Annotated in this window: 24 protein-coding genes; 9 read left to right on the top strand and 15 right to left on the bottom strand. The window is 64.8% G+C overall.

Features of this window, described 5'->3' with window-relative positions:
- Positions 1-22: 22 nt before the first annotated feature.
- Together CH262_RS03225 and CH262_RS03220 are read right to left on the bottom strand one after the other, a co-directional pair.
- On the bottom strand, positions 23-247 hold the full coding sequence (locus CH262_RS03225) for a hypothetical protein (protein WP_094716879.1): 225 nt from the start codon (positions 245-247) through the stop codon (positions 23-25).
- A 3-nt stretch (positions 248-250) separates the two neighbouring features.
- Complete coding sequence (locus CH262_RS03220; protein WP_094716878.1) at positions 251-670, bottom strand: hypothetical protein; 420 nt, start codon at positions 668-670, stop codon at positions 251-253.
- 192 nt (positions 671-862) lie between these two features.
- On the opposite strand from CH262_RS03220, the gene CH262_RS03215 reads away from it, so the two are divergent.
- Together CH262_RS03215 and CH262_RS03210 are read left to right on the top strand one after the other, a co-directional pair.
- Positions 863-1,261: a hypothetical protein gene (locus CH262_RS03215; protein WP_037174593.1), complete on the top strand. Its 399-nt coding sequence runs from the start codon at positions 863-865 to the stop codon at positions 1,259-1,261.
- The gene (locus CH262_RS03210; protein ID WP_037174678.1) at positions 1,261-1,608 is read left to right on the top strand and encodes a helix-turn-helix domain-containing protein; all 348 of its coding nucleotides are present in this window, start codon (positions 1,261-1,263) and stop codon (positions 1,606-1,608) included. The genes CH262_RS03215 and CH262_RS03210 overlap by 1 nt, the downstream gene beginning before the upstream one ends.
- Before the next feature lie 27 nt (positions 1,609-1,635).
- Here the strand turns inward: CH262_RS03210 and CH262_RS03205 are convergent, their stop codons facing one another.
- Positions 1,636-2,967, bottom strand: coding sequence for a pentapeptide repeat-containing protein (locus tag CH262_RS03205; RefSeq protein ID WP_179274901.1), 1,332 nt, complete (start codon positions 2,965-2,967; stop codon positions 1,636-1,638).
- A gap of 396 nt (positions 2,968-3,363) precedes the next feature.
- On the opposite strand from CH262_RS03205, the gene CH262_RS03200 reads away from it, so the two are divergent.
- From CH262_RS03200 to CH262_RS03170, 7 genes are all read left to right on the top strand, one after another.
- Positions 3,364-3,744, top strand: a complete 381-nt coding sequence (locus CH262_RS03200) for a plasmid mobilization protein (protein WP_157889901.1) — start codon at positions 3,364-3,366, stop codon at positions 3,742-3,744.
- Positions 3,741-5,438 (top strand): relaxase/mobilization nuclease domain-containing protein, encoded by a 1,698-nt coding sequence (locus CH262_RS03195; RefSeq protein WP_179274900.1) that lies wholly within the window; start codon positions 3,741-3,743, stop codon positions 5,436-5,438. Before CH262_RS03200 ends, CH262_RS03195 begins: the two co-directional genes overlap by 4 nt.
- The gene (locus CH262_RS03190) at positions 5,428-6,321 is read left to right on the top strand and encodes an ABC-three component system protein (RefSeq protein WP_063216992.1); all 894 of its coding nucleotides are present in this window, start codon (positions 5,428-5,430) and stop codon (positions 6,319-6,321) included. The genes CH262_RS03195 and CH262_RS03190 overlap by 11 nt, the downstream gene beginning before the upstream one ends.
- On the top strand, positions 6,314-6,544 hold the full coding sequence (locus tag CH262_RS03185; RefSeq protein ID WP_063216993.1) for an ABC-three component system middle component 6: 231 nt from the start codon (positions 6,314-6,316) through the stop codon (positions 6,542-6,544). Before CH262_RS03190 ends, CH262_RS03185 begins: the two co-directional genes overlap by 8 nt.
- Positions 6,544-8,271: a DUF2326 domain-containing protein gene (locus CH262_RS03180; protein ID WP_063216994.1), complete on the top strand. Its 1,728-nt coding sequence runs from the start codon at positions 6,544-6,546 to the stop codon at positions 8,269-8,271. The genes CH262_RS03185 and CH262_RS03180 overlap by 1 nt, the downstream gene beginning before the upstream one ends.
- Before the next feature lie 243 nt (positions 8,272-8,514).
- A complete protein-coding gene (locus CH262_RS03175; RefSeq protein WP_157889902.1) occupies positions 8,515-8,856 on the top strand; it encodes a ribbon-helix-helix protein, CopG family in 342 nt (113 codons plus the stop codon).
- A complete protein-coding gene (locus CH262_RS03170) occupies positions 8,853-9,167 on the top strand; it encodes a type II toxin-antitoxin system PemK/MazF family toxin (RefSeq protein ID WP_157889903.1) in 315 nt (104 codons plus the stop codon). Before CH262_RS03175 ends, CH262_RS03170 begins: the two co-directional genes overlap by 4 nt.
- Positions 9,168-9,233: 66 nt before the next feature.
- Here the strand turns inward: CH262_RS03170 and CH262_RS03165 are convergent, their stop codons facing one another.
- From CH262_RS03165 to CH262_RS03105, 12 genes are all read right to left on the bottom strand, one after another.
- Positions 9,234-9,797 carry a hypothetical protein gene (locus CH262_RS03165; protein WP_063216997.1) on the bottom strand — a complete coding sequence of 188 codons (564 nt, stop codon included), beginning with the start codon at positions 9,795-9,797 and terminating at the stop codon, positions 9,234-9,236.
- A gap of 175 nt (positions 9,798-9,972) precedes the next feature.
- Positions 9,973-11,289 carry a hypothetical protein gene (locus tag CH262_RS03160; RefSeq protein ID WP_094716875.1) on the bottom strand — a complete coding sequence of 439 codons (1,317 nt, stop codon included), beginning with the start codon at positions 11,287-11,289 and terminating at the stop codon, positions 9,973-9,975.
- Positions 11,290-11,355: 66 nt separating this feature from the next.
- Positions 11,356-12,894 carry a hypothetical protein gene (locus CH262_RS03155; protein WP_094716874.1) on the bottom strand — a complete coding sequence of 513 codons (1,539 nt, stop codon included), beginning with the start codon at positions 12,892-12,894 and terminating at the stop codon, positions 11,356-11,358.
- A gap of 678 nt (positions 12,895-13,572) precedes the next feature.
- Positions 13,573-14,334, bottom strand: a complete 762-nt coding sequence (locus CH262_RS03145) for a DUF4913 domain-containing protein (protein WP_069973124.1) — start codon at positions 14,332-14,334, stop codon at positions 13,573-13,575.
- A complete protein-coding gene (locus CH262_RS03140; protein ID WP_094716873.1) occupies positions 14,331-16,547 on the bottom strand; it encodes a type IV secretory system conjugative DNA transfer family protein in 2,217 nt (738 codons plus the stop codon). Before CH262_RS03140 ends, CH262_RS03145 begins: the two co-directional genes overlap by 4 nt.
- A 31-nt stretch (positions 16,548-16,578) precedes the next feature.
- Positions 16,579-17,178, bottom strand: a complete 600-nt coding sequence (locus tag CH262_RS03135; protein WP_094716872.1) for a hypothetical protein — start codon at positions 17,176-17,178, stop codon at positions 16,579-16,581.
- Complete coding sequence (locus CH262_RS28040; RefSeq protein WP_256988675.1) at positions 17,175-17,306, bottom strand: hypothetical protein; 132 nt, start codon at positions 17,304-17,306, stop codon at positions 17,175-17,177. The genes CH262_RS03135 and CH262_RS28040 overlap by 4 nt, the downstream gene beginning before the upstream one ends.
- Before the next feature lie 184 nt (positions 17,307-17,490).
- Complete coding sequence (locus CH262_RS03125; RefSeq protein WP_143547053.1) at positions 17,491-17,874, bottom strand: hypothetical protein; 384 nt, start codon at positions 17,872-17,874, stop codon at positions 17,491-17,493.
- Positions 17,875-17,936: 62 nt separating this feature from the next.
- A complete protein-coding gene (locus tag CH262_RS03120) occupies positions 17,937-18,515 on the bottom strand; it encodes a hypothetical protein (RefSeq protein ID WP_094716869.1) in 579 nt (192 codons plus the stop codon).
- Complete coding sequence (locus CH262_RS03115; protein WP_094716900.1) at positions 18,512-20,146, bottom strand: M23 family metallopeptidase; 1,635 nt, start codon at positions 20,144-20,146, stop codon at positions 18,512-18,514. The genes CH262_RS03120 and CH262_RS03115 overlap by 4 nt, the downstream gene beginning before the upstream one ends.
- 71 nt (positions 20,147-20,217) lie before the next feature.
- Positions 20,218-20,535, bottom strand: coding sequence for a hypothetical protein (locus CH262_RS03110; protein ID WP_094661994.1), 318 nt, complete (start codon positions 20,533-20,535; stop codon positions 20,218-20,220).
- Positions 20,532-22,427: an ATP-binding protein gene (locus tag CH262_RS03105; protein WP_094716868.1), complete on the bottom strand. Its 1,896-nt coding sequence runs from the start codon at positions 22,425-22,427 to the stop codon at positions 20,532-20,534. The genes CH262_RS03110 and CH262_RS03105 overlap by 4 nt, the downstream gene beginning before the upstream one ends.
- Between the last annotated feature and the right edge of the window lie 36 nt (positions 22,428-22,463).

Raw genomic sequence — 22,463 nt, 5'->3', positions numbered from 1 at the left:
CTTCGATGTAGGGCGAGACAGGTCAGAGTGGAATGGGGCTCGGGCCCCACGATGGCCAGGCCGAGAGAGCCAGGGTGGCGGCGGCGCACAGAAGACCAATCAGGACCAGGTTTCGACTGATGCGGTCGTCCAACGGTCCACAGATGGTTGTGTGCCTGAGAGTGAGGCCGAGCCGGGCACCGGCGATTGCCGTCGTGATGAAGGACGTGAGCGCCAGTGCCACGGTCAGCCAGTACAGAACGGCCATCGGTCAGCTCGCGTTCGCGTAGCTCTCACCGGACGTGTTCTGCTCAGTGTCCGTGCCGGTCGACTCAGGAGCGTCGGACTCGGTCTTCGCCGTCGACGACGGTTGCAGGCGCGGGGGCCGAGGTGCCGTCTTGGTGGCCGCGGTGGTCGCGGTCTTCTTACCGTTCGCGGCGGAAGCAGGGACTTTGAGTCCGGCTTTGCGGAGCTCGGGAACGGACCAGCCACCGTCGACCGCGGCTTTGATCGCGGAAAGTTCTGTCGCGGCCGCAGCCCGCTCGGCGGCTTGGGCTTCGGCGACCTTGGAAGCGGCGACGGTGCGTTCGTTCTGCGCCGCGACAATCGCGTCGATCAACCCGAGACGGGCATCGAGCGCAGCTTGCGCGGCGGCGCGAACAGCCTGGGGATCGAGAGGAGTGAGAGACATGTGCGGACCTTTCGGAGACGGCGTGGAGCGCACACGCAAACCGATGCGTGGCGCTGTTGTTGACGCGGTCTCGGGCGGCCCGCACGGCTGCCCGATATCCAAGGACAACGCTATCGAATCGGTCCGACAGATGCACCCCGCCAACCGCTATATGCCTTGTATGGCATATGCCGTGCAGGGTATACTCAGGTGGTGGACGTTGATGCACCGGAAGAGTTCTTCGACTGGCTCGATCGCGTGGAGGCGAAGGCCGACGCCGGCGATGCTGCGTCGGTGCGGGTGCTTGCTCGGGTGACCGATGCGTTGGTGCAGTTGCGTGAGCTCGACGGTGTTCCGTTGGAGGATCGGCCGGACCTCAAGAGGGTGCGGCAGTCGAAGAAGTTTCCGGTGTGGCGGACGGCGCATCCGTTCGATGCGCAGATTGCGCTGCGGTTGATCTGTTGGTTTCCGCCTGGCAGTAGTTCGGTGGTGGTGGCGTTGTTCGCGGCCGACAAGGCGCGGATGGGTGATGTGTTCTACGACGGTGTCGGCGCACGGGCTGATGTCGCGATCGAGCGTTGGTTGCGGGAGACCGCGGAAGGGGAGCAGTGATGAGCGAGAAGAAGTCGTTCCGGCGTGCGAACGACCGGATCGAGCAGTTGCGTACCAAGCCGGCGATTGCGGAGACGGTGCGCGAGTTCGCGGCCGAGCGGGAGACGATGAACCGGGTGTACGCCGAGGGGTTGGCGGACATTCGGAAGGCCGGCAACCTCACCCAGGTTCAGATGGCAGCGTTGCTCGGTACGAATCAGGGTGCGGTGTCGCGGATCGAGGGCCGCGACGATCTGCTGCTCTCGACGCTGCGGCAGTACCTCGCTGCGACCGGCGCTGTGCACCCGAAGATCGTGGTCGAAAAGGACGGCGTCGAAATCGCCCTCGACCTCGACGCGTTCGCCTGAGACTGCTTCACGTTTGTCGGTGCACTTCTACTCGTTCCCGTCCCCCAGATCGGTATCGGAGCCTTCGATGTCGGATACCGAGTCGTTGACTAGAGGGTCGTTCCTGGATTCCTGCTCGGCAGCGGCCTTTACTTCTTTGAATGGCTTGGGCGGCCACGGTTTGCGTAGTGACTGTGGTTGCCCGCTGTGCTCGTTCCAGTCGACGGCGGGAGGCTCCGCCCATGTTCGTGGGGACGAGAAGTCGAGGCGTGTGGTTTTTTCGAAGTCTGCGACACGGAAGCTGACAGGCGCACGCCACCAGCTGCTCTCGAAGGTGACTCGTCCCTCGAATATGGCGGAGTCGAAAGTTGTGCGGCTGCTCTTCTCGTAGTTGGCGTGGGAGAAGTAGTTGTGGGGTCCGCGAAACTCCGCTGATGTGAAGTCGCACGTTCCGGTCACGATCATCCTGTTGAATAGAGCATTGGTGAAGAACTTCGTCTTGACGAAGATTGCTCGGGTGAACTGTGTTCTCTTGAACAGGGCGACCGTGTTGTTGGTGTTTCCTCGAAACTCAGCGTCGGTGAAGTTGGCGTTTCGTAGACGGGCGTTGGAGAAGTCAGCGCCGTCGACGAAGGTTGCGTTGGTGAAGTCGAGGAGTCCGTTGAATCTGCTGCTCGCCCATCCGATGTGTGGCAGCTGTGCGCCGGACAGGTCGAACTTGCAGTCCTGCCACGGGCCGTCACTCTCGGTTTCTGAATCCATCAAAGTTCGTTGTCCGATTATGCGGATGATGGTGTTCCGGACTTCGGCGTCCCGCAGCTCGTCTGCTGTAGGAGGCCGCATTTGGATGGCAACGCTGGGTGCGGACTGAGGTCCTGTCGTAGCGGGTGTTCGGAGGTACGAGCAGAGAAGGTCGATGCACACTTGCCGTTCGGCTGGCTGCCGCGAATCGGCCCAGTCGTCGGCAAGCGACGCCAACGAGTACACACCGGCGAGCCGGATCGTTGCGGAGTTGTCGGCAAGTTGTGCAGCGCTGCTCGTGAAGCGTGATTGTAGGTCCCGCCTGACTTCTCGTGAGTGCGCTTGGTCGCGAGCATTCTGCTGCTCGGTGAGTTTGGCTTCTTCGTCGTCGTGCGTCTTGTCGCGCGTCAGCTTCGCGCTGTAGAACGTCAGCGCTGCACCGCTGAGGACCGCAAGCCCGCCGATAGTTGTGCCCTGTCCTGACTCGATCGGTGTGGCAAGGATCAAGGCGAACAGGCCCAGTCCCGCACCGGCCGAGCTGATACCTATGCCGACCTGTGTTTTGGTTTTTGACAGCCACGATGACTGTGTCGGTGCGTTGCCATTCGCTTCCGGCACGAGGTCCTTGCTGTCACCCATGCGTCTCATCGTGCCCTGTCGTCCGAACGGGATGGGCGGTTGCCCCCAACTGTGGATCGGACGTGGTCCTCATGTGGATGTCCGAGAGTTCCCAGGCCGCTCCGCTCGATCTCAGGCACCCACAATCGGGTCCGAGACCCACAACCGGGGACAACCGCCGGCCGCGCACCGGTGGCGCGCGGAATCGGAACTCGCAGCGCTCGTCCTGAGCGTCTTTTCTGGTGACCCACTGCGCAGGCTCCGCGAGCCACCAGCGTGCCCCTGGCGGAGCAAGTTAGTATTTAGGTGCCCTAAATGTGGATTTCCTGACGGAAATCTGACACGCTGGTCGCGTGGTCCCCGGTCGGGGTCGCTGCGCTGGGCATGTGAATGGCGAGTGGAGAAGGCGGTGACGGCGTGAGCGAAGGCAAGAGTGTGTGGCGTCGAAGCCGCCAGTCCAACGAGGACGGTGGCCGGCAGAACCGGCACGTCGTGAAGCTGACCGATGAGCAGGAATTGGCTGCGCAGGCGAGAGCCAAGGTGGCCGGGGTGACGGTGTCGCGGTTGCTCGCGGACTCCGCGCTCTCGGAGCAGCGAGCGTTGATCGCGCACGAGGATCTCGCGCAGTTGTTCGCGTTGACGAACCACGTGGCGGCGGTGGGCCGCAACCTCAATCAGCTCGCGAAGGCGGCGAACGCGACGGGGGAGTTGGAGCCGGAGACAGCGGCGGCCATCGAGTCGGTCATGCGATTGTTCGACCGCCTGCACACCATCCGCGTGGAGTTGGCCGGCCGGTGATACCGAAGATCGTCAAGGGCTCGAAGATGGTCGGTCTGGTGGTGTACCTCGCTGGTCCGGGTAAGGCCAACGAGCACGAGAACCCGCACATCGTGGCCGGCCACAACGCGGTGGTGTTGCGCGCACCGACCGGCGAGCTCACGCACGCCGATGCGATCGACATTGCCCATGAGATCGACACTCCGCGTGTGGTGTTCGGCACCGAAGTGCTCGCGACGAACCGCAAGCAGATGAACGCTGCGATCGACGATGGAGTCCCGCGCTCGGTGGCGTTGGCGGACGCGACGCACGACATCAATGTCTGGCACTGCTCGCTCTCGCTCAACCCGGAAGAAGGGGAACTTTCCGACGAGAAGTGGGGCGCGATCGCGACCGACTTCATGAAGGAGATGGGCTTCGACGATCCGGACGACCCGCGCTCACCGGCGCGGTGGGTCGCGATCCGGCACGGCAAGACCAAACGGGGCGGCGATCACATTCACATTGCAGCGTCCGTGGTGCGTGAGGACGGGACGAAAGTCAATCTGCGTCGTGACCACAAGCGGGTGCAGACGACGGCGAATCTGCTCGAGCACCGCTACGGCTTGACCGTGCTGATGTCGCGGGAGGAGGAGCGCGGTACCCGTGGTCTGGAGCCCGCCGAGCTCGAGACGACCCGTCGGTCCGGTGCGGTCGAACCTGTCCGGCACAGCTTGGAACGCGCAGTGCGAGCAGCAGCGACGGCGTCGAAATCCGAAGCCGAGTTCGTGCGCCGACTGCGTGCCGACAAACTGCTGGTACGTCCCCGGTACGACAAGGGTTCGGCCGGCGCGGTGATCGGCTACTCCGTCGCGGCGACACCGTCGGCCGCCGAGCGGGCGAACGGCGGCAAGCCGGTCTGGTACGGCGGCGGCAGGCTCTCGAAGGACCTGACGTTGCCGCGACTGCGCGACGAATGGGACACCTCCGCCGACGCAAATGCGGCGGCAGCGGCGGAATGGTCGGCGGCGCGCAAGAAGGCGTCGGTCACTCGCGGCAACGGCCGTGAACGCGCCGGGTTCGACCCGGCGTTGTACGCGCGAGCGGCGGCGGACATGGAGACCTGGAATGCCTACCTGGCATCGGTTCCCGCGTCGGACAGAGCGCAGTGGGCGCGGGCGTCCGGGCGGGCCGCGGGTGTGTTCGCGGCGTGGTCGGCGCGCATCGAACCGACGCCGGGCCCGTTGGCAGCGGCGTCCGCGTCGCTTGCGCAATCCGCGCAGATCCCGGCGCACAGCAGAGGCGACGGCGCAGGCGCGCGTATGACGTCGGCGGCCGGTGCCGCGCTGATCGTGTTGCAGGCAACGACGACCGATCCGACAGCGGCGACGGCGTTGTTGCTGCATCAGATGATGCGCACCCTCGATGCGATCGCGGCCGCGCACAGGGCGTCCGGCGAGGCACAACGGGCTGCGCAGTTGGTGGCAGTGCGCGAGCGTCACCTCGACGCTCTGCACGCCCGGTTGTCGAACCCGATGACCGCAGCGACAGCGTTCGAGCTTCACCCGATCGCCGCGCGCATCCAGAAGGCAAGAGAGGTGGAGGCGGGCTCACAAACGCTGCGGGGGAAGCAATCGGTCGCTATTGCCGCCGATGTAGCGGGCGTGGATGTCGGATCCGACAGTTCACGTCGACCTCGAGTGGGGTCGCGCAAGGATCTCAACCATGAGCGATGACGAGATAGCGCCGTCTAATCTTCCGGCGGTCTACGAGCGCGGCGTGATACGGCATGGGGTGAAAGAAAACAGACCGCGCGTGACTAAGTTTTACGACATGAGCAAGACTGCCCGTGACCCGGTACCCAAGGCGCAGGAGAAAGTGGTCATTGCTCGAAGCGGTAACAAGTGCGCATACCCAGGCTGCGGACTCGAGCTGACGATCGACCCTAAGAGTGACGAGGATCAGCCCAAAGCGACGGGCAAGGTCGCTCACATCGCAGGGGCAAGCCCGAACGGGCCCCGATACGACTCAACCATGACGCCGAAGCAACGAGGGTCTGCCGACAACCTCGTCTATCTATGCAGTCCGCACCATGACGCGATCGACTTCCAGCTGGGCTATCACACGCGCGATTTTCTGATCGAAGCAAAACAGACTCACGAACTGGCGGTCGCACGCGCAGTCCGCAATGGCCTCGGCAAGGTGAGCTACGAGGAGTTGGAGGTCGTGTGCAAGGTCATCGCAGGCGACAGCATTTCGTCTGGGACAGGTGGTGTCGAGCTTGCTCTGCCACTCCAGCAGAAGATCACGTTGAACAACCTCGGTGAAGCCTCGGTGCGGCACATTATGGATGGGTTGTCCCAGGCTGCCCGCGTAGAACAGTTCATTGCTTTCCAGACCACGACACAGCCGAACTTCGGTCGTCGCCTGGCCGCCCGATTCAAGAGCGACTATCACAGCGCAGTGGCTGATGGACTCGAAGCGGATGTCATCTTCGAATACCTCGTAGGGAAGGCATACGAGAACTCGGGACCGCGGGACACCTCTGCAATGCGCGCGGCCGCTCTCGCGGTTGTCGCATACCTTTTCGAGCTATGCGAAATCTTCGAACGTGAGTGAAATATTCCCGGACAAGTTCACACCGATCGAGCGCACGATCGTCGGTGAAGCAGCAGCATTGCTGGCTCTGCTCGGAAGCCACAGTATGAGCGTCGGGCAGCTCTATACCGAACACAGGCAGACCGAAGCTTCGTCGACGTACGACTCCTTCGCGGCGGCACTGACTCTGCTGTACGGGGCCGGAGTACTCGACTATCGAGACCAGATTGTGAGGGTCACTTAATGTTCATCCGTCTGAGTGCCAACCGTGATGAATTTGCACCTATCGCCTTCAAACCGGGCTTCAACGCGATCATCGCGGACAGAGCCGAGGACTCCACAGAGCAGGACAGCAGAAACGCGCGCGGTAAATCGACTCTGCTGATGTTGATGAACTACGTTCTCGCCGGCCAGTTGCACAAGACACTCAAGCCGCTTGCGGATGATGGGTGGGAAATGACCCTCGAGCTGCAGATGTTCGGGGGAGTAGTTGCCGCGACCCGGCCACTCGACAAAGGCGGCAAGAAGCTCGCGATCCGAGCGACAGATGAAGCGCGCGCAGTGATTGCGCCCTACCTTGTCGAAGGGAGCGTCGCCCTCGAAGATTGGAAGACACTGCTCGGTCTTGGGCTGTTTCGATTGGAGCCCGACCCCGAGCCGGGCACGGGTGGCATCTCAGTCCGCACTCTGCTCTCGTACGTTGTCCGAATCGAAATGCCGAAAGACCCACTGAAAATTCTGACGCAGCAAGGCGCAACGAGCAGCCGCGAGCACGTCGCGTTCCTGCTCGGACTGGATTGGAAAGTCATTCACGACCTGGCAGACATCAAGAAGGGTCTGAACCAGATAAAAATCATCACTGCCGCTACTCGTGAAGGGCTCGTAGCCACCCTTCGTCCCGAGGACGACTTGGTTCTCGAACGAGCTGCCGTGACGAACGAAATCGAAGAGTGGCAAAGACGCATTATGGGGTTCAGGATTCTCGAAGACCCGAACTCCGTAGTCGAGCGCGCGGACCAGCTCACGGCCCAAATTTCACGGCTTCGAGATGACGCTGTCGTGGACCGGCGTATGCGCGAACTCTATTTGGAGTCACTGGCTGAAACCGACACCCCGGACACTGTTCCGCTTCCCGTCGAAGCACTGTTCGGCGCCGCAGGTGCCATCCTTGCAGACGGGTTTCGCCGCCAGATCGAGGAAGTACGTGCCTTTCACAGCACGTTGCTCGCGAACCGCCGAATCTTCCTTCGTGAAGAGGTCGACTCGCTCGACCAGAGAATAGCAACACGTGTCACCGAGCTCGAACGCTTGGATCAACAGCGCGACAATGTACTGCGAACACTCGACGCCGGCGGTGCACTCGACGAGCTGAACGCGATGAGATCCGAACTGGGCGAAATGGAAGCGCGCCGCGCAGCGCTCGATCTGCAAATCGAACAAGCGCGGGACCTGAACACCAGACGAGAAGAACTCAAACTCGAACAGTCCACGATGCGAAACGAGGCTGTACGCGAGCTGACGATCTCACGAGACAAGCTCGATCGGATCAGCGACCGATTCACCTTCAAAATGCGTCAGCTGTACGGCAAAGACGCCGCCCTGACAGTCTCGGTGGACGATGCGGGTTACAAATTTTCGTTGCAAGCATCTGGCGCAGGAAGCACAGGCGTAGATCGAATGACTCTGTTCTGTTTCGATCTGACCATGCTCGAAGAAGGGATCTTAACCAAGCACCATCCCGACTTTCTTGTGCACGACTCAACCGTCTTCGACGGAGTCGACCCACGACAACGAGCCGGAGCGATGCGCTTCGCCCAAGAAATGGTCGAGACCACTGGCGGACAGTACATTTGCACCATCAACAGCAACGACGTACCGGGCGACGTCCTCGACGAAGAATGGTTCAAATCAGGTGTGATTCGTACGGTCCTCGACACCGAAGTCGGAGGGCTGGTCGGTCGAGAATTCTGACCACGACCCACCGGTAGGAAGCCGCGCCCAAGTCGCTCTAATGCGCAACGGTCATGCATCGCTGTATGACGGAGGCGTAGTACGCAGTGTAATACGCCGACGTATTACACTGCGTCTATGAGCGATTCCCCGAAAAATCAGTCTAGGAACTCCGACGTGCTCGGGACTGTGCGTTCGGGGGCCGAATCGCTGGTCAGGACCAACGCCACACCTCGGAGCAACCTTCAATACACCGTGCCGAAGTTGAGTGCGACCAGCAAAGTGTGGCTGCGTCGTCCTGGGAAGAAGCCGACCTCGACACCGATCAGTCTCCGCCTCGACGAGGACGAGACCCGCGACCTGCAGTTACTGATGACCGTGACCGGGCTGAACCGCTCCGACGCCATCCGCTTGGCGTTACACGAAGTTGCCGAGGCGCAGCTGACTGCACGGCTCCGTGAGCAATCGGAACTCAGTCGCACGGATCCGGCCGAAGAGCAGGATCGAGCGGAACTCGATGAATTGCTACCCTCCGTCGGGTTCTACGACGACGCCCCGGACGAGACCGCGGACGCACAGGCGAACGCGGATCGGGTAACCGAGTGAGAGGCGATGTCTATCGTTTGGAGTTCAGGGGATCTGGCCACGAGCAGAGAGGGGTCAGGTATGCCATTGACGTCCAAGATGTTCGACTTAATCTCTCGACCGTCGTAGTCGTGCCCACCACCGGCAATCTAGACCTCGAACGTGACTGGCGTCCCCGCATCGCTATCGACGGCGATCCGTGCATTGTGAAGTGCGAGGCCATTCAGTCGGTCGATAGAAGCACGCTGGGGGCACGCTGCGCTCAGCTCGACGAGGACGACCTCGAAGCGATCGACACCGCGATCCGACTGGTACTGGTACTGCCCTCGTAGGCCGAGTCAATCGTGTTCAGAAGGGATCGAGCGTCTATAAGAGATAGTTGCTGCGGAGGGTGTTGATCACGGGACCGGAGTGAGCGTCGCCGTCACTGGGAGGGCGAGGAGTACTTCCCACTCAGGCGTGGGGCTCGGTTGCCCGGTCCAGTACTTGTCGGCCCAGTCCATCATGACGTCGTAGGTCCCGACGTGGAGACAGTTCATGTCGCCCCGGTGAATCACCGCCCCTGCCGGTACGGACAGCTCCCAAATCGGGGCACCGCCTACTTTGGCGCAGAAGCCCTGGGCCTCGCCGACAGAGTCGAACGCGAACAGGGAAAGGAAGCGCGACGGCATGCCCGGATGCATGGTGCGGCGGTAGAGCTCGTAAAAATTTTCGATCAGGAGCTCGTTCGACACGACGGCAGAGCTGTGACCGGCCCACCCCACCGATCCAAACATCGGAAGGCCTAGCTGACCGTGATACCTGCGACCGTGCTCGGACAAGCCACCGTTCAGATCGATGACCCCGCCTGTCCCCGCGAGCGTTCCACCCCGATCGACGTGAAAGAACGTCTGCGCTGCCGACGGTGCCTGTGCCGGCGTCGTTGCGGCCTCTGTCGGCTCTGACGTGTTGTGGTCCTGCACTCGTCACCCCTTCTCGCACCGGTGCCGTATCCGGTCGATGCTCGTGGGCGAGGACGCCCGTCTCCCGATCTGCTTTTCAGACTACGGATCTCGGGGCACACCGGGCTTCGAAAGAGCTGACGCACCGAACAGGCCGTTCCCGTTCGGTGCGTCAGTTGTTGTCGAGTAGCTGTGTTCAGGGCTTGTCGATGTATCGCGCGACGGTCCACGCGACTATTCCTTGTTCGCGTGAAGAGTTGAGTTCGGCGAAGCGGTCGTGTTCGGGGAAGTGCTGGCCCGGTTGTTCGGGTCGGACGCCGATGACCGGACCGTAGACGACGGCGATATTTTCGCCGCCGAAGCCGTCGAGTGCGTCGAGCCACCGCTGCGGAACTGCGTCGAGCAAACCGACACCGATCTCCTCTCCATCGGAGGCTCTCAGCGTGATCGTCTTCCCGGTTCGAGTGACGGTGAAATCTCGCAACGCCGGGGGACCGGCGCTGTCGATGAGCCGCATTCCGTACGACAGGGCCACGTCGAGCTTGACCTCTCCTGTGCCTACGTCGCCGGGGACTCTGATCGCTCGTATCGGTTCGATCAACAGCATTGGGAACGGGAGCGGGGCGAGCTGGACGCAGTCGTCGTTGCCGAGTACCGCACGAATGCTGCATTCGGTGTCCAGCAGGGCCGCTGACACCTTGCCGGTGGTGTTGAGCACTTCGCTGCCCGGCCCGGGGGTGAACCCCGTGGCGTTGGGTAGGGGGACCGTTGCCGGGAGCGCGTCGAGGGCGGCGACGGCGCACAGTGCGTCGTCGGCCGCGGCAACGTCATGCAGGCCGACCACGCCGGCGGCGAGCTCTTCGACGTCGACGCGGTCGGTGAGGATGACCAATGCCCGGCCCACCGCCTGCAGCGTCTCGGCAATGGTCGGGTTGAGCGGTGCGAGGTACCGAGCGCCGCTCGGTGCTGCCACCTCCACGGTCCCATCGCTTCGTAGGTCGGCACCCCAGGTCACCGTGCCGTCGACACTCGGCCGCGCCGGCACCGGTTCGAGGCAGTCGAATTGGGGATTGAGCTGCGCGACCGATCGCCACACGCCGTCCTCACAGGTGCCGACGTGGATGTCGCGACTGGGGTTGATGATGACCAGCGGTAGCGCCTGTTGCGGCCGGTCGGCATTCGGTGTGGTCGAACGCTTGCGCCGGGAGAGGCTGCGGCGCTTGTCTTTCGCCGGTGCCTGGAGCACCGCGGCGGTGATCCTGTACGACGGGTGTGGGACGGACACTGTCCCGCCGGTGCGGTAGTCCGCACGGCGGCAGCTGGCATGGGTCGGGACGACCGTCAGCAGTGAGCTGTCGGACTCGTGCAGTGACACCGCGACGTCCTGGTCTCCGAGTGTCACACCGCACGCGGCGCACTCGCCGTCGCGGTGGATCATGGCGCGCACTGTCTCCCATCCGGTGCCCAATCGGGCTCGAATGTCGTTGGTCGCGGTTGCGTTGACCGGTGTCACCTCGTGGAGGTCCTTTCGTGTGGATGTAGACGGCGAGCGGTTACCTGGTGAAGGTAGATGGGTTGGCTACTTTTCCAGGCCGGGCCGTTTGTCGGTGCTGCGTCCGCGTTCCTTTCGTCGGACGCCGGGGTCGTTGACGGTGTCGAGAACCGGGGTGGTGGTGGACGGATCGAGGGCCTCGGAGAGCGGCTTGGCCTGTTGCACGTCGGCAAGCATTCGGGCGTCGACGATGTCTGCGTCGACGCCGGCGTCCAGGAGTGCTTCGGCGTCGCGGGCGCGCCGCGCGCGGGAGTCGTAGATCGGGCCCTGGGGGTCCAGGTCGATCTTCGGCCGCCCGGCGTTGCTCCATTCGTCGATCAGTTCTGTTCGTGCCGTCAGGTAGTCCTCGCGGTTCGCTGATGCTTCGCTCTGCGAGAACTGCGCGGCCAGTGCGGGCGCGTTGCTCATGGCCCACGCCTTCGATTGTTCGACCTCCCAGGCGGTGGTAATGGTCTGCGCCGCGGCGTCTTTGCCATCACCGGTTCCGTAGAGGAAGCGCTCGGCGTCGCGGGGTAGCGCTGTGGTGGCCCATTGCGCGGCGAGGTCGGTATCCGTCGGGTCGGCGGCGATGGTCGGTTGCTCGGAGACGCGTACGCGAGGCGACGGCGACTGTGCGATCGCTGTTGCCGCGTCGTCTCGTTCCTTCTGCGCTTTCTCGGGAACGGCGTCGGGATCGCGGTCGGCGTTGACTTCTCGCAGCCGATCGGTGAGCGCGTCGGGTAGGCCACGGTAGTCGGCGGCGGTGAGGCCGTAGTGCCGCTCGATCTGCTCTTCGACGTGTGCGATGCCGTACGGGGACCCGTTGTAGACCAGCTGTTCGTAGACTTCGGCGATCTGGTGCTCGGCTGCCATCTCCCACCACCAGTCCTCGTAGGCGAGGTAGAGCGGCGGTGTGGGCCGAGTGAGCCCGGCACCTTCGGGGTCGGTGCAGTAGTACGTGGGGTCCCACTCGCCGTGCTCGCGGTAGAGGTACACCGCCCATCGAGCAGGGTCGGCGTCGATCAGGTACTCGTTCACTGGAGCTCCGTCGGATTGCTGCAGATCCCACACCGGAATGTGTCCTCGGCCGGCGGGCGGATCCTCCAGAATTGTGAACCCTCGGTCGATGTAGGACTGTGAAAGTTCCTCTCGTTCCTGGCGTTCGGCCATCAGGGCTGCGACTTCGGCGGCGATGTCGGGGGTCTCGCTTCGGGCGAGAGCAGTGGTGTCGATGCCGTAGCGGGTCGAGAGCTGCTCGTCCAAGTTCGTGACCGCCTCGGCGGCCACCGGTGACTCGTTCTTCCATGCATGTGCGGTGCGATATGCCTGGGCGACTGTGTCCGGTTCGGCAGCAGTCCACCACCGGTCGGAGAACGTCGGACGCAGGTACGCATCGGCCGCTGTGCGTTCGGCCCGGATGCGAGAGTCGAGGGCGCGACCGTGTTCGACGGAGCGTTCGCGGGCCTGGCGTTGCCGCTCCTCTCGTCGACGCGCTATCGCCTCGCCAGCGGCCATGGCCACCTGTACGCCGGTGCGGACGGCGCGCGCGAGGTCGTCGGTGAGGGTGTCGGGGGCAGGTGATGTCATAGCGAGTGTCCTTGTCTGGCCTGTGCTTCGGGCACGAGGTCGGTGAGGTCGATAAGGCGCTGTGGTGGCGATTCCATCTCGAAGTGGTCGTGGAAGGCGTTGTCTCTGCGGAGGCGCGCAGGGCGTCGACGAGCGCGGCGCGCGAGGCGAGACTGTCGATCGCGGCGACCATGAGGCACTGCGCGATGAACAGGTAGGACCAGTAGCCGGCCTTGGTTCCGTACGTGTTCAGCCAGGCCCGCGCGTGCACGATGTCTCCGAGCAGTGGACCGAGCAAGTCTCTGTTGATTGTGACCGGGGATTGGCCGTGCTCATCGAGCCCGTAGATCTGGCTTTTGTCGTCGCGGACGAGATCGTTGTAGGTCTCCCTCGCTGGTCTCTCGCGTACTCCGACGGCATGCCGCAGCTGTCGGACATGCGTGCGGAAGGTGGCCGGGCGCAACACGCGATCGACAGTGACCTCCGGCAGCACGAGGAGAACGTCCGGGACCGGCGACGGTCTCAGACCTATGCAGTGCGTCCCGCTCACGATCGGAGCGGTGACGGTGAACCACTGCAACGCAGCAGCGACGACGTGTTGCACCTGATCGGTGACCTCAGGAAAAGCGTGGGGTGGGATGCAGCGCAACGCGTCACCGAACGAGCCGATCGCGGCAACTGTCTCTGTCTGGGTCTGTGTCATCGGTGCTGTCCTGTCCGTGCCGTGCGTGAGTGTTCTGTCGCGGTGCCGGCGGCCACCGACGCATCCGTTGCTGTGGTGGACGACGATGCGTCCGGATGGGCGGGTTCGGAGGGCAGTCGGGTCATCCGGTCGCTGTGGCCTTCTCGAACCGAGCAGTGCTCGAACGGCCCGGTCGGGGACATCAGGTGCTCCATGTGCACGTCGAGATGGTCTTTCCACAGCACACTGGCACCGAGCCCGGGATCGGTGCGTAGTACCTCGAACACGTGCCACATCGCGTCGATACGGGCGACCGCTTCGCTGTGTCGACGCCAGTGAGAGCACCATCGGCGTTCGTTGGTGTCGGTCACTTCGCGTCGGTACACGGTGAACAGCCATTGGTCGACGAACTCGTCCAGCGATTGGAAGTACGTCTCGGGTGCTTTCGGTTTCTGCTGGGCAGCCGGCGGCGATGTCGCGTCGGTGTTCGCGCGAATCGCGTCGAGAACTCCGGGGTCGGTGTTCGCGCGGAGGGCGCGGTAGAGCTCTGGAGTGAGATGTTCCGACAGGGTGGTTTCTGCGATCAGCTCCGCTTCACGGTGCAGCCGTTGACGTAGCGAGCCCACCAACTCGACCAGATCGTCGATCGAGGCGGGCGACGACGCCGGTTCGTCACCATGATCGGCGTAGTCGGGTTCGCTGTCGTAGTCGACGTCGCTGGGTTCGCCGTCCTCGTGGGGTGGCTCGGTGAAGTAGTCGTCGACGGGTGGTTCGCTCATGACTGTGTCCTGACGGCGTCCGAATCCCGGTGCGAGACGGTGGATTGTCCGGCTCGTGGTGCGGTGGGGTCACTGGGGTCGTAGCGCAGTCCCGATGCCTTGCGCAGAGACGGACCAGCTGCGGAGAGGGGCAGGGACGGTGCGTCCGTCGAGGTCGTGATCTCGACCGAATCGACCTCTGCGTCGATCGAGTCATCGTCAGTGCGGCCCCGTTTCGCCCACCACTGTGCGGTGCGTTGGCGTGGGGTCAGCCGCGCTTCGGGGAGCGGCGTGCCCTTGTTGAGGGCGTTGACGAGCTCGGCGTACGGTCCCTCGTACCACGGTGTGGTTTCCACGATCACCGGCCGCTGCCCGGATACGCGGACCAATGCCCTTTTGCGTGGCCATGATTCGATGTCCTTGACAGGAAGGGTCCGCACTGTCGATCGCTGGCGGCTCACGGTGCGTCCGGAGCTGGTCTGCGAGACCGATCCGGTGATCTCGTAGTGGTCTCCGATCGCGGTGGACATGTTCTCCACGAATCGGTCGTCGTCCACGACGTCACCACCGCCGTAGATTCGAATGTTCGCCGCTCCGAACAGTTTCCGCATACCTTCTTTGCCCCAGCAGGCTTCGCCCTGCGACCAGGACTGCAGAATGGTCATCAGCATCAGTCCGCGGGATCCGTAGTGGGAGTACAAGCTGGGGAGCTCGTCCCAGCGCACCACGTTGGCGGCCTCGTCGAGAGCGAACAGAGCCGGGCGCGACAGTCGCCCGCCTTCCCTGACCGCGCGGGCGACCAACGCGTCACTGACGGCGATGGTGAACGCTGTGACCAGGGGGCCGGCCGAGCCGATGTCCTCCTTCGAGAGCAGGTACAAGCTGTCGGCATCGCTGGCTGCGAAGGCGTCCGCGTCGAAACTCGGCCGGGTGTCGTTCTCGCTCATCTTCATCACCCACGGATGAATGGTGCGAAACTTCAAGCAGTTCACCATCTTTCGGGCGGTAGCAAAGATGTTGCTTCGCGTCTTGGGGGTCTCGTTGTAGTGGGCACGCAGACCCGCGGCGATGTCGGGGAACCGTCCGTCGTCTTCGAGGATCGTCAGTGCCTCACGGTTTTCCGGTTTGCCCGCCCATCGGTAGATCTCGGGAAGGGGGCGCTCGGCCACGGCCGCAGTGATGATCAGGCCTGTCAGAAGATCCTCGCCCATCGCGTCGAAGAAGTCCGTTTTCTTCGCGGCATCGCCGTCGGCGCTGATCGCAAATTGGTGCGCGAGTTTGGAGGCTTTGAGTTCCCACCCTCCGCGCAGGCTGAGCTCCTGCTGCTCGGTCTCGGTCAGTCCCATTTCCTCGACGTAGTCGAGGCCGAAGACCGTACCCGCGGTGTCGTCGCTGGCCTGGGCGTCGCCATCGCCGCCGGGGGCGGTGTCGACGAAACCGTCGCCGTCCTCGTCGATCTCCGGCTCGGTCTTGGTCAGCGATACCGTCGCGAGCGCTTCGGCGGTCTCGGCCGTGGCGGCGCTCGAACGCACCCAGGCGATGGGGTCCCAGTAGAAGCGAGGTGCCTCGTTGGCCACCGCTTGAGGATCGAACACCCAGACCCGCCCGGAACGGGCGCGGAAGACACGCGTGATGTCGAGGACGTCGCGCTTGTTACTGGTGGTCACCACCACCCCGAACGCCGAGAGGATCGCCGGCACGACCCGCGAGGTGGTCTTACCCGATCGTGGGCCCCAGATGTCGACCGAGGTCATCTCCACGGTCGAGTAGAGCTTCATGCCGCCGTGCACCATGCGTCCGAGGTAGATGCCCGGCACCGTCCCATCCGGAAAATCGGTGCCGATCGACGCTGCGTGTGAGCACGCGGCCTTCTCCGACAGATCCTTCATGTCTCGGGCCGATCCCATGTAGCGGGCGGCGTCGTCGATGTGAGTCTTGCGATTGCGTCGGCGTCGCCAGAACAGACCCGTGGTCACCAGCAGCACGATCAGCACCAGTGCGAAGAACGTCGCCACTACTGTCGCGCCGGTCGGCCACACCAGATCGCCGGTGTAGAGCTGGGAGATCACGTCGGCGGGGTTGGCGGGGACGCTCTGGTCGGTATCTGACAGGGCGGTGCCCAGATGTAGCGATACTGCGGCTCCGCCGCCGATCAGGACTGCGGCACCGGCGATGCCGCCGAGCAGCCACGTGCTGGCGGTGTCGGTCGTGGGATCTTTGACGTCGTTGTTCACGATGGTTCTCCTCGGGTGCGCGCGCCGAAATTCAGGGGGTGTACGAGCTGACGCGGATGCCGTGGCCGGTGTCGGTGACCCGAACACGGACCTGCCGGGTGTCGTAGGTCCTGGCGGCGGGATCGTTGTCGGGCTCAGCGATGGCGGCGGAATGGATCAGCCGTCTGCAGTCCAGATCCACTGCCATGGTCACCGCGTCTTCTGGGACCGCGTACTGACCGCCGTAGCAGCGTGTGCTCACCTGCTGGTGGGCGTCGGAGACCATCTGCCACAGACCGCTCACCGGACGTGGCTGTGCAGCAGTGGAGTTCGCGAGTTCGTCGGTCAGGAACGGTCTCGCCCGTTCGAGGGCGTCGGCCTCACTGCTATCGGGGCCCGGCTCGAAGGACAGGACCGTCTCCATCGCCCGCCGGGCCGTGTCGAACAGGACTCCCGGGTCCACGCCGTCGTCCAGGCGTTGATTGCTGGTGAGGGCGATCGCGGAGCCGTCGACGGTTTCCGATGCCTGCGTATCGCTGCCGGTCGCGCCTTGACTGGAGGTGGTCGAGCATCCTGCCAGCAGCAGTGCCGCGGTAACGGCGCACAGCCCTGCGGCCCGGCGCACCGTCGGGATGGTGTGGGTGACGTTCATCGGTACTCCTCGATCGTGTTCGGTGGGGTGTCGTGTTGTGGGTCGGTGGTCGAAACGTTCTGTAAGGCTTCTGCTTTGGCGATCAGGACCGTCCAGTGCGCGATCGCGTCATCGGCGGAGTGAGTCATCGGTAGTCCCTGCTGCGCTGTCCGACAGTTCGCTCCGGTGGAGGTGGCGGCCGAAGGTGTCGATGTGCGGGCACATAGTCGGAGAACAGTTGCCGGTGAATGCGGTCGGTCGTGTCGATTCGACCCTCGTCGCCCGGGATGTGCTCGGGCCGAGCTACCCTGTGCTGGTGTCGATCTCGCTCGCTCATGATCGAGCCGCCGCATCGAGTGCGCCCGACACGATGACCGTCCACAGGCACCATGTACCGGCGGCGATGGCAAGCAGTTTGAGGGCCGATCGCAGGGCAGTGAGCGGCCAGTCTCGGCCCCGCTGGTAGTCGATGACGACGGCGATCAGCGATCCGAAGGCCACCGCGCACACGGCGACGATCACCGCCCACCACCCGCTGTTCACGGCACCGCGCACCGCGGGATCGTCACTGGCCGCGACTGCGTCGACGGCGGCGGCGGGGAACGGGATGGTCCATACCGCCCACAGCACCAGGGCGGCCACCGCGCAGGCAGCCCAGAGCCGGAACCTCCCCACTGCGTCCAGGGGGTGAATGGTGGTCGAAGGTGTGATGGTCACGGTCGGTGCTCCTTTGTCCGTCGTGGTCGAGCGGGTGATGTGCTGGCGTGGCGGTGGTTCGGTCATGTGCGGTACCGAAAGTCGGAGAGTTTCCATCCGTTCGGGGTGGTGATGACCGTTGCCCGCCAGGGTTCGACGGGCCGCTGCGTCGACGAGCCGTCGGCGTGGAGGACTCGTTGCCGGCATTCGAGGTCGACGATGACCGTCCGCATTCCGGCCGGCGGGGTGGTGGCACCTTCGACGGGCCAGCAGGTGGCGGTGAGGGTGTCTTTCGAGCGGGCCCAGGCGTCCCACTCCCGGTCCGGACGTAGCTCGGTGGTGCTCTGGGGCGCATCGAGGGTGTCGATCAGGGGTGTGGTGATCCAGGGCCGTGCGCGGGCGAGCGCGTCGGCTTTGCTGGCGTCGACGGCGGGTTGCCAGGACAGAATGGCGTTCATCGCTGTCGTCGCGGCACCGGAGGCATCGAGGCCCGCGGGGTCGAGCGGGTCGATCTGGACGTGGGCGTCGGTGCCTTCGGGGATCGGATCGGAATCGGGTGAGCCCCCGCAGCCGGAGATGGCCAGTACCGCGGCCGCGGCGATGCCCGCGGCGAGTGCGCGGCGTCGACGGGCCGGTGAGGTGCCGCGAGTGTGAGCGTTCATGAGTTCTGCTTCCTGTACTTGGCTTCACCGGCGATGATCTTGTCGGCGTACGGGCGGGTCTGAACGACGTAATCGGTGGAGCCGGTGGGGAATCCGCCGGAGGAGAGCACGGCTCCCTCGCCGGCGTTGTAGCCGGCGAGATAGAGCTCGGTGGGTCCGTTCGGTGCGGACACGCGGCCGTCTGCGATACCGGCGTCGATGGCCTTGGCGATATCGCACATGTACTGGCCCTGGGCCATGACCGCGTCCCCGATGGAGTTGACGTCGACGCGTCCGTCGCCGTCGTAGTCCTTGCCGTAGGTCGCCCAGGTGCCCGGCATGAACTGTGCGGGCCCACCGGCACCGGTGGAGGAGACGGGAGCGTTTGCGCCGTAGGCGAATCCGTTCTCGGCGTCGAGCTGAGCGGCGATGAGCGAGGGCTTGATCTGCGGGCAGATCCCGCCTGCTTTGCGGATCCACGGCTCGAACTCGGGCGGGACCGATCCGTCGGCGAGATCTTCCCCGAGGCCTCCGCCGGCGACGGTGCAGCCCGGGCTCGTGGCCGCAGCATTCGACCCCGAACCGCCACTGCCGGGCAGCTGTCCCCAGACAGTGCCGGCGTCGTCGAAGCCGGAGGCGTCGACGGTGATGTGGACGTGATTCATATGGTTCTCGTTGTCCGAGCCGCGGTCCTCCATCAGCGAGGGCTCCTGGCCGGGGAAATGGATGGTCTGACGCCAGATCGCGTACTCGAGGTGGAAGAAGTCCGCGTTGGCCATGACGTAGTCGAGGACTTCGTTGCCGAGCGCGACGCCTTCGCCGGAGGAGTAGTTCGGGATCATCGCGTCGACGGCGCGGCCTTCGGGGTGATCGGTGGCCGCTCCGCCGTTCGCGCGCCACCCGCCGAGCGAGTCGAGCCGGTCCCCGAACTTCATGGCCAGGGCGCGCATCAACCGTTTGGTGCCGACCTGCAAGTTCGCTTCCGAACCCATCGACGCCGGTGTCGGAGCCGAGAGGTCACCGCCGCCTGCGGTAGCGCCGGCGAGCTGGTCGACCGGGGCAGCGGGAGCAGCAGGGGCGGCCGGTGCCGGACTCGGCGCAGCGGGAGCCTGCCCCGGTGCCGGGGCGGCCTCGTACTGGGCGAGGGGGTCGATGGCCTGCCCGCCGGCGTGGCCACCGTCCCAGATCTCGAAATGCAGGTGCGGGCCAGTGGATTGGCCGCGGTTGCCGATGGTGGCGATGAGCTGCCCGGCGCGCACGGGTTGGCCGGCGGCGACGGTGAAAGTGTCGATGTGCCCGTAGACGGTGGAGATGGTCTTGCCATCGATGACGTGATCGAGCACGACCCACTGCCCGAAGCCGGAGGCGTCGCCGGCGGCGTTGACCGTGCCGTCGGCGGCGGCGTAGATCGGGGTTCCGATCGGGCCGGCAAGGTCGATGCCTTTGTGCATCGATCCCCACCGCATCCCGAAGCCGCTGGTGAACGTCACCTGGGCGGGGTCGACGGGCTTGATGAACGACCCGGGCGCAGCAAGAAGGTTGCCCGGACTCGCTCCGGTCGCACTACTGCCGGGCATGCAGTCCAGGGCCCCGATCGCGGCCTGGTCCTCTTCGTCCTGCGCGAGGAAGGCCATCATCACGACCAGGCCCATCATCGCGGCCACGACGGCAGCGAGCACGCCCATCACGGCCGACGAGGAGGAGGACGACGACGAGGACGCCATCAGCTGGTCGCCGTCCCGAACATCGACCCGCTGGTGCGCCCGGCGGCGAGTCGGTGGTTGAGCTCGGCTGCGGCTTCGAGGGCGCGGCGCAGTTCGAGGACCTGCTCGAAATCGGCGCGCGGGCGCCGACCGGAGTCGTTCACCCAACCGCGGACCGTCGTTTCGGCCACGTCGAGGTGCTGGGCGACGACCTTGCAGGCCGCGGTGAACGAGGTTCCCTTCTCGATCGCATCGCAGACGGTGCCGATCGCGGCATCGCGGGTGGCGTCGTCGACGATCCGGTACTTGCGGCGCTCACCGCCACCGAACGCGGTCATCGGGTCACCGCCGCACGGCGCTGCTCTTCGGCGGCCGCGTCGAGCCGCTCATCGGTGTCGTGGATTCCCGACTTCTTCTCGGCCGGGGTCACCCACACCCGGAACGGGACACCGGGGCGGCCGCCTTCACCGAGCTTGAGAAGGAAGTGCCCCATCCCGGAGGGTGGCTGCTTGACCGCTTCGAGTGGTTCGGCGATGCGGTCGGTGTCCTGCGCCTCGAAGTGCGCGTCCTGTTGCGGGTCGACGGCGTCGCAGTACCGAGCTTCGCTGTCCTGGTGCACCCATTCCGGTGTCTGGGTGCCGGCGAGGTAGAGCAGCGACCGTGAGCAGTGCTTGCAGCGAATCCGCGCCGCGGTCATCGCGGTCGCGGCCGAACCCAGGTCGGCCGAGTCCGACCAGTTGGTGAGCATCGTCTTCTCCCGCTCGGAGAACTGCATAACCTCGGAGAGGCGAGCGACCTCGCTGCGGGGGATGGGGCCGATGATGCGGGCGCGGGAGCGCTCGAAGAATCCTGAGGCACCGACTTTTTCGAGGTCGGCCACCGAGTGGGTGACCGCGATGACGCCGACGCCTTTGGTGCGCTGCAGGCGTTGGACACCGTCGAGGCGGTCGACCATCGTCGGACCGCACGAGAGGACCTGCCAGAGCTCGTCCATGAGGATCGAGAACGCCAGGTGTGGGCCGTTGCCGCTGGTAGCGCGCAGGTGCGCGGCGTCGACGGCGGCGAAGCACTCCGACCAGCCCGAGACCAGCACTGCGGCACGCATCAACGAGTCGCCTTCGGGGACGGCGGACATGTCCAGGCAGGTCGAGGGGTTGTCGATGTCGATCCGGACAGTGGTATTCGAGTCGAACGTTTCCCCGAACCGGCCTTTGGTGAGCGCGCGCAGCGTTCGCAGCAGCGGTTTGACCTGCCCGCGGTACTCCTCTTCGCTGTCCGCCACGACGTCGTTCTGTAGTTCCTCGGGGCAGCTGTCGACAAGGTCGAGCAGGTCCGACAGGCGCGCGGGCCGCTCGACGTCGTGTCCGCGGCCACCGCCCGAGACGGGTGTGTAGAGCAGTCGGATACCCGAGTCGATGACCGCTTCTTCGTAGTCCTGCAACGGAGAACGGCGGACGATCTCGCACAGTGCCAGCACGAGGTTGACCTGACGGAAGTGCAGCGCGAACTCGTAGCGGCGACGCAGATCCGGGTCGATGGTGACGTACCGGGCCAGAGCGACCCCGATCGGACCGGGATCGAGGGGATTCAACGAGCCTGTGCCGTAACCGACTTCGTTGACACCGGTGGTGCAGACCGCTTCGGTGAGCTTGCGTCCGTCGGGCTTGACGTCGCCGGGCCACATCACCCGGATACCGGCGGCGATGTCTCCCAACGCGATACGGCGCAGCAGGGTCGACTTACCGAATCCGTTGAGCGCGATGATGATGCACGCCGGTGCGGTGATCGCGCCGCGCTCTTTCGCAGCGAGCGGTGAGAAGCCGACCGGAGCGCCGGTCGACAGGTGCGGTCCGAGGATCGGTCCGAGGATCGGTGCGGAGGCACCGAAGATCCACGGATACAGCCCCGCGACCTGCTTGGTGGTGCCGCGGTACTCCACCGGCGGCAACACGATGGCCATGCGGCCGCTGCTCGCGCCTTTGAATCCGCGTGCGTCGGATTCGGTGAACCGCGCCGGATCGGTGCCGTCACCGAGCAGGGCCAGGTCGCGGTCCCGGTTGCGGCGATGGTTCGCGTCGCGGTTGAGGCGGGCACGCAGCCAGAAGGCGGTGATACCGGTCGCGGCCGCGCACCGCCGTTCGAGCGCGGCCCGCTCCTCGTCGGACATGACCTTGTATTTGTCGACGCGGGTCGATGCGGGCTTGGGCGGGCGGGCGTGGGTGGTGGGCACCGGGGTGGTCCTCTCGATCGGTCGACAACGCGGCAG

The organism is Rhodococcus sp. 05-2255-1e, from assembly GCF_002259025.1.
Lineage (GTDB): Bacteria > Actinomycetota > Actinomycetes > Mycobacteriales > Mycobacteriaceae > Rhodococcoides > Rhodococcoides fascians.
The sequence above is the reverse complement of the archived record's forward strand: the minus strand, read 5'-3'. Positions and strand labels throughout refer to the sequence as shown.

What these genes read in the sequence shown, in the direction of transcription:
- CH262_RS03205 (WP_179274901.1), bottom strand. Translation starts at nt 2,967, where the DNA reads ATGGGTGACAGCAAGGACCTCGTGCCGGAAGCGAATGGCAACGCACCG.
- CH262_RS03220 (WP_094716878.1), bottom strand. Translation starts at nt 670, where the DNA reads ATGTCTCTCACTCCTCTCGATCCCCAGGCTGTTCGCGCCGCCGCGCAA.
- CH262_RS03225 (WP_094716879.1), bottom strand. Translation starts at nt 247, where the DNA reads ATGGCCGTTCTGTACTGGCTGACCGTGGCACTGGCGCTCACGTCCTTC.
- CH262_RS03210 (WP_037174678.1), top strand. Translation starts at nt 1,261, where the DNA reads ATGAGCGAGAAGAAGTCGTTCCGGCGTGCGAACGACCGGATCGAGCAG.
- CH262_RS03155 (WP_094716874.1), bottom strand. Translation starts at nt 12,894, where the DNA reads ATGACATCACCTGCCCCCGACACCCTCACCGACGACCTCGCGCGCGCC.
- CH262_RS03120 (WP_094716869.1), bottom strand. Translation starts at nt 18,515, where the DNA reads ATGAACGCTCACACTCGCGGCACCTCACCGGCCCGTCGACGCCGCGCA.
- CH262_RS03190 (WP_063216992.1), top strand. Translation starts at nt 5,428, where the DNA reads ATGAGCGATGACGAGATAGCGCCGTCTAATCTTCCGGCGGTCTACGAG.
- CH262_RS03145 (WP_069973124.1), bottom strand. Translation starts at nt 14,334, where the DNA reads ATGAGCGAACCACCCGTCGACGACTACTTCACCGAGCCACCCCACGAG.
- CH262_RS03135 (WP_094716872.1), bottom strand. Translation starts at nt 17,178, where the DNA reads ATGAACGTCACCCACACCATCCCGACGGTGCGCCGGGCCGCAGGGCTG.
- CH262_RS03180 (WP_063216994.1), top strand. Translation starts at nt 6,544, where the DNA reads ATGTTCATCCGTCTGAGTGCCAACCGTGATGAATTTGCACCTATCGCC.
- CH262_RS03115 (WP_094716900.1), bottom strand. Translation starts at nt 20,146, where the DNA reads ATGGGCCTGGTCGTGATGATGGCCTTCCTCGCGCAGGACGAAGAGGAC.
- CH262_RS28040 (WP_256988675.1), bottom strand. Translation starts at nt 17,306, where the DNA reads ATGACTCACTCCGCCGATGACGCGATCGCGCACTGGACGGTCCTGATC.
- CH262_RS03110 (WP_094661994.1), bottom strand. Translation starts at nt 20,535, where the DNA reads ATGACCGCGTTCGGTGGCGGTGAGCGCCGCAAGTACCGGATCGTCGAC.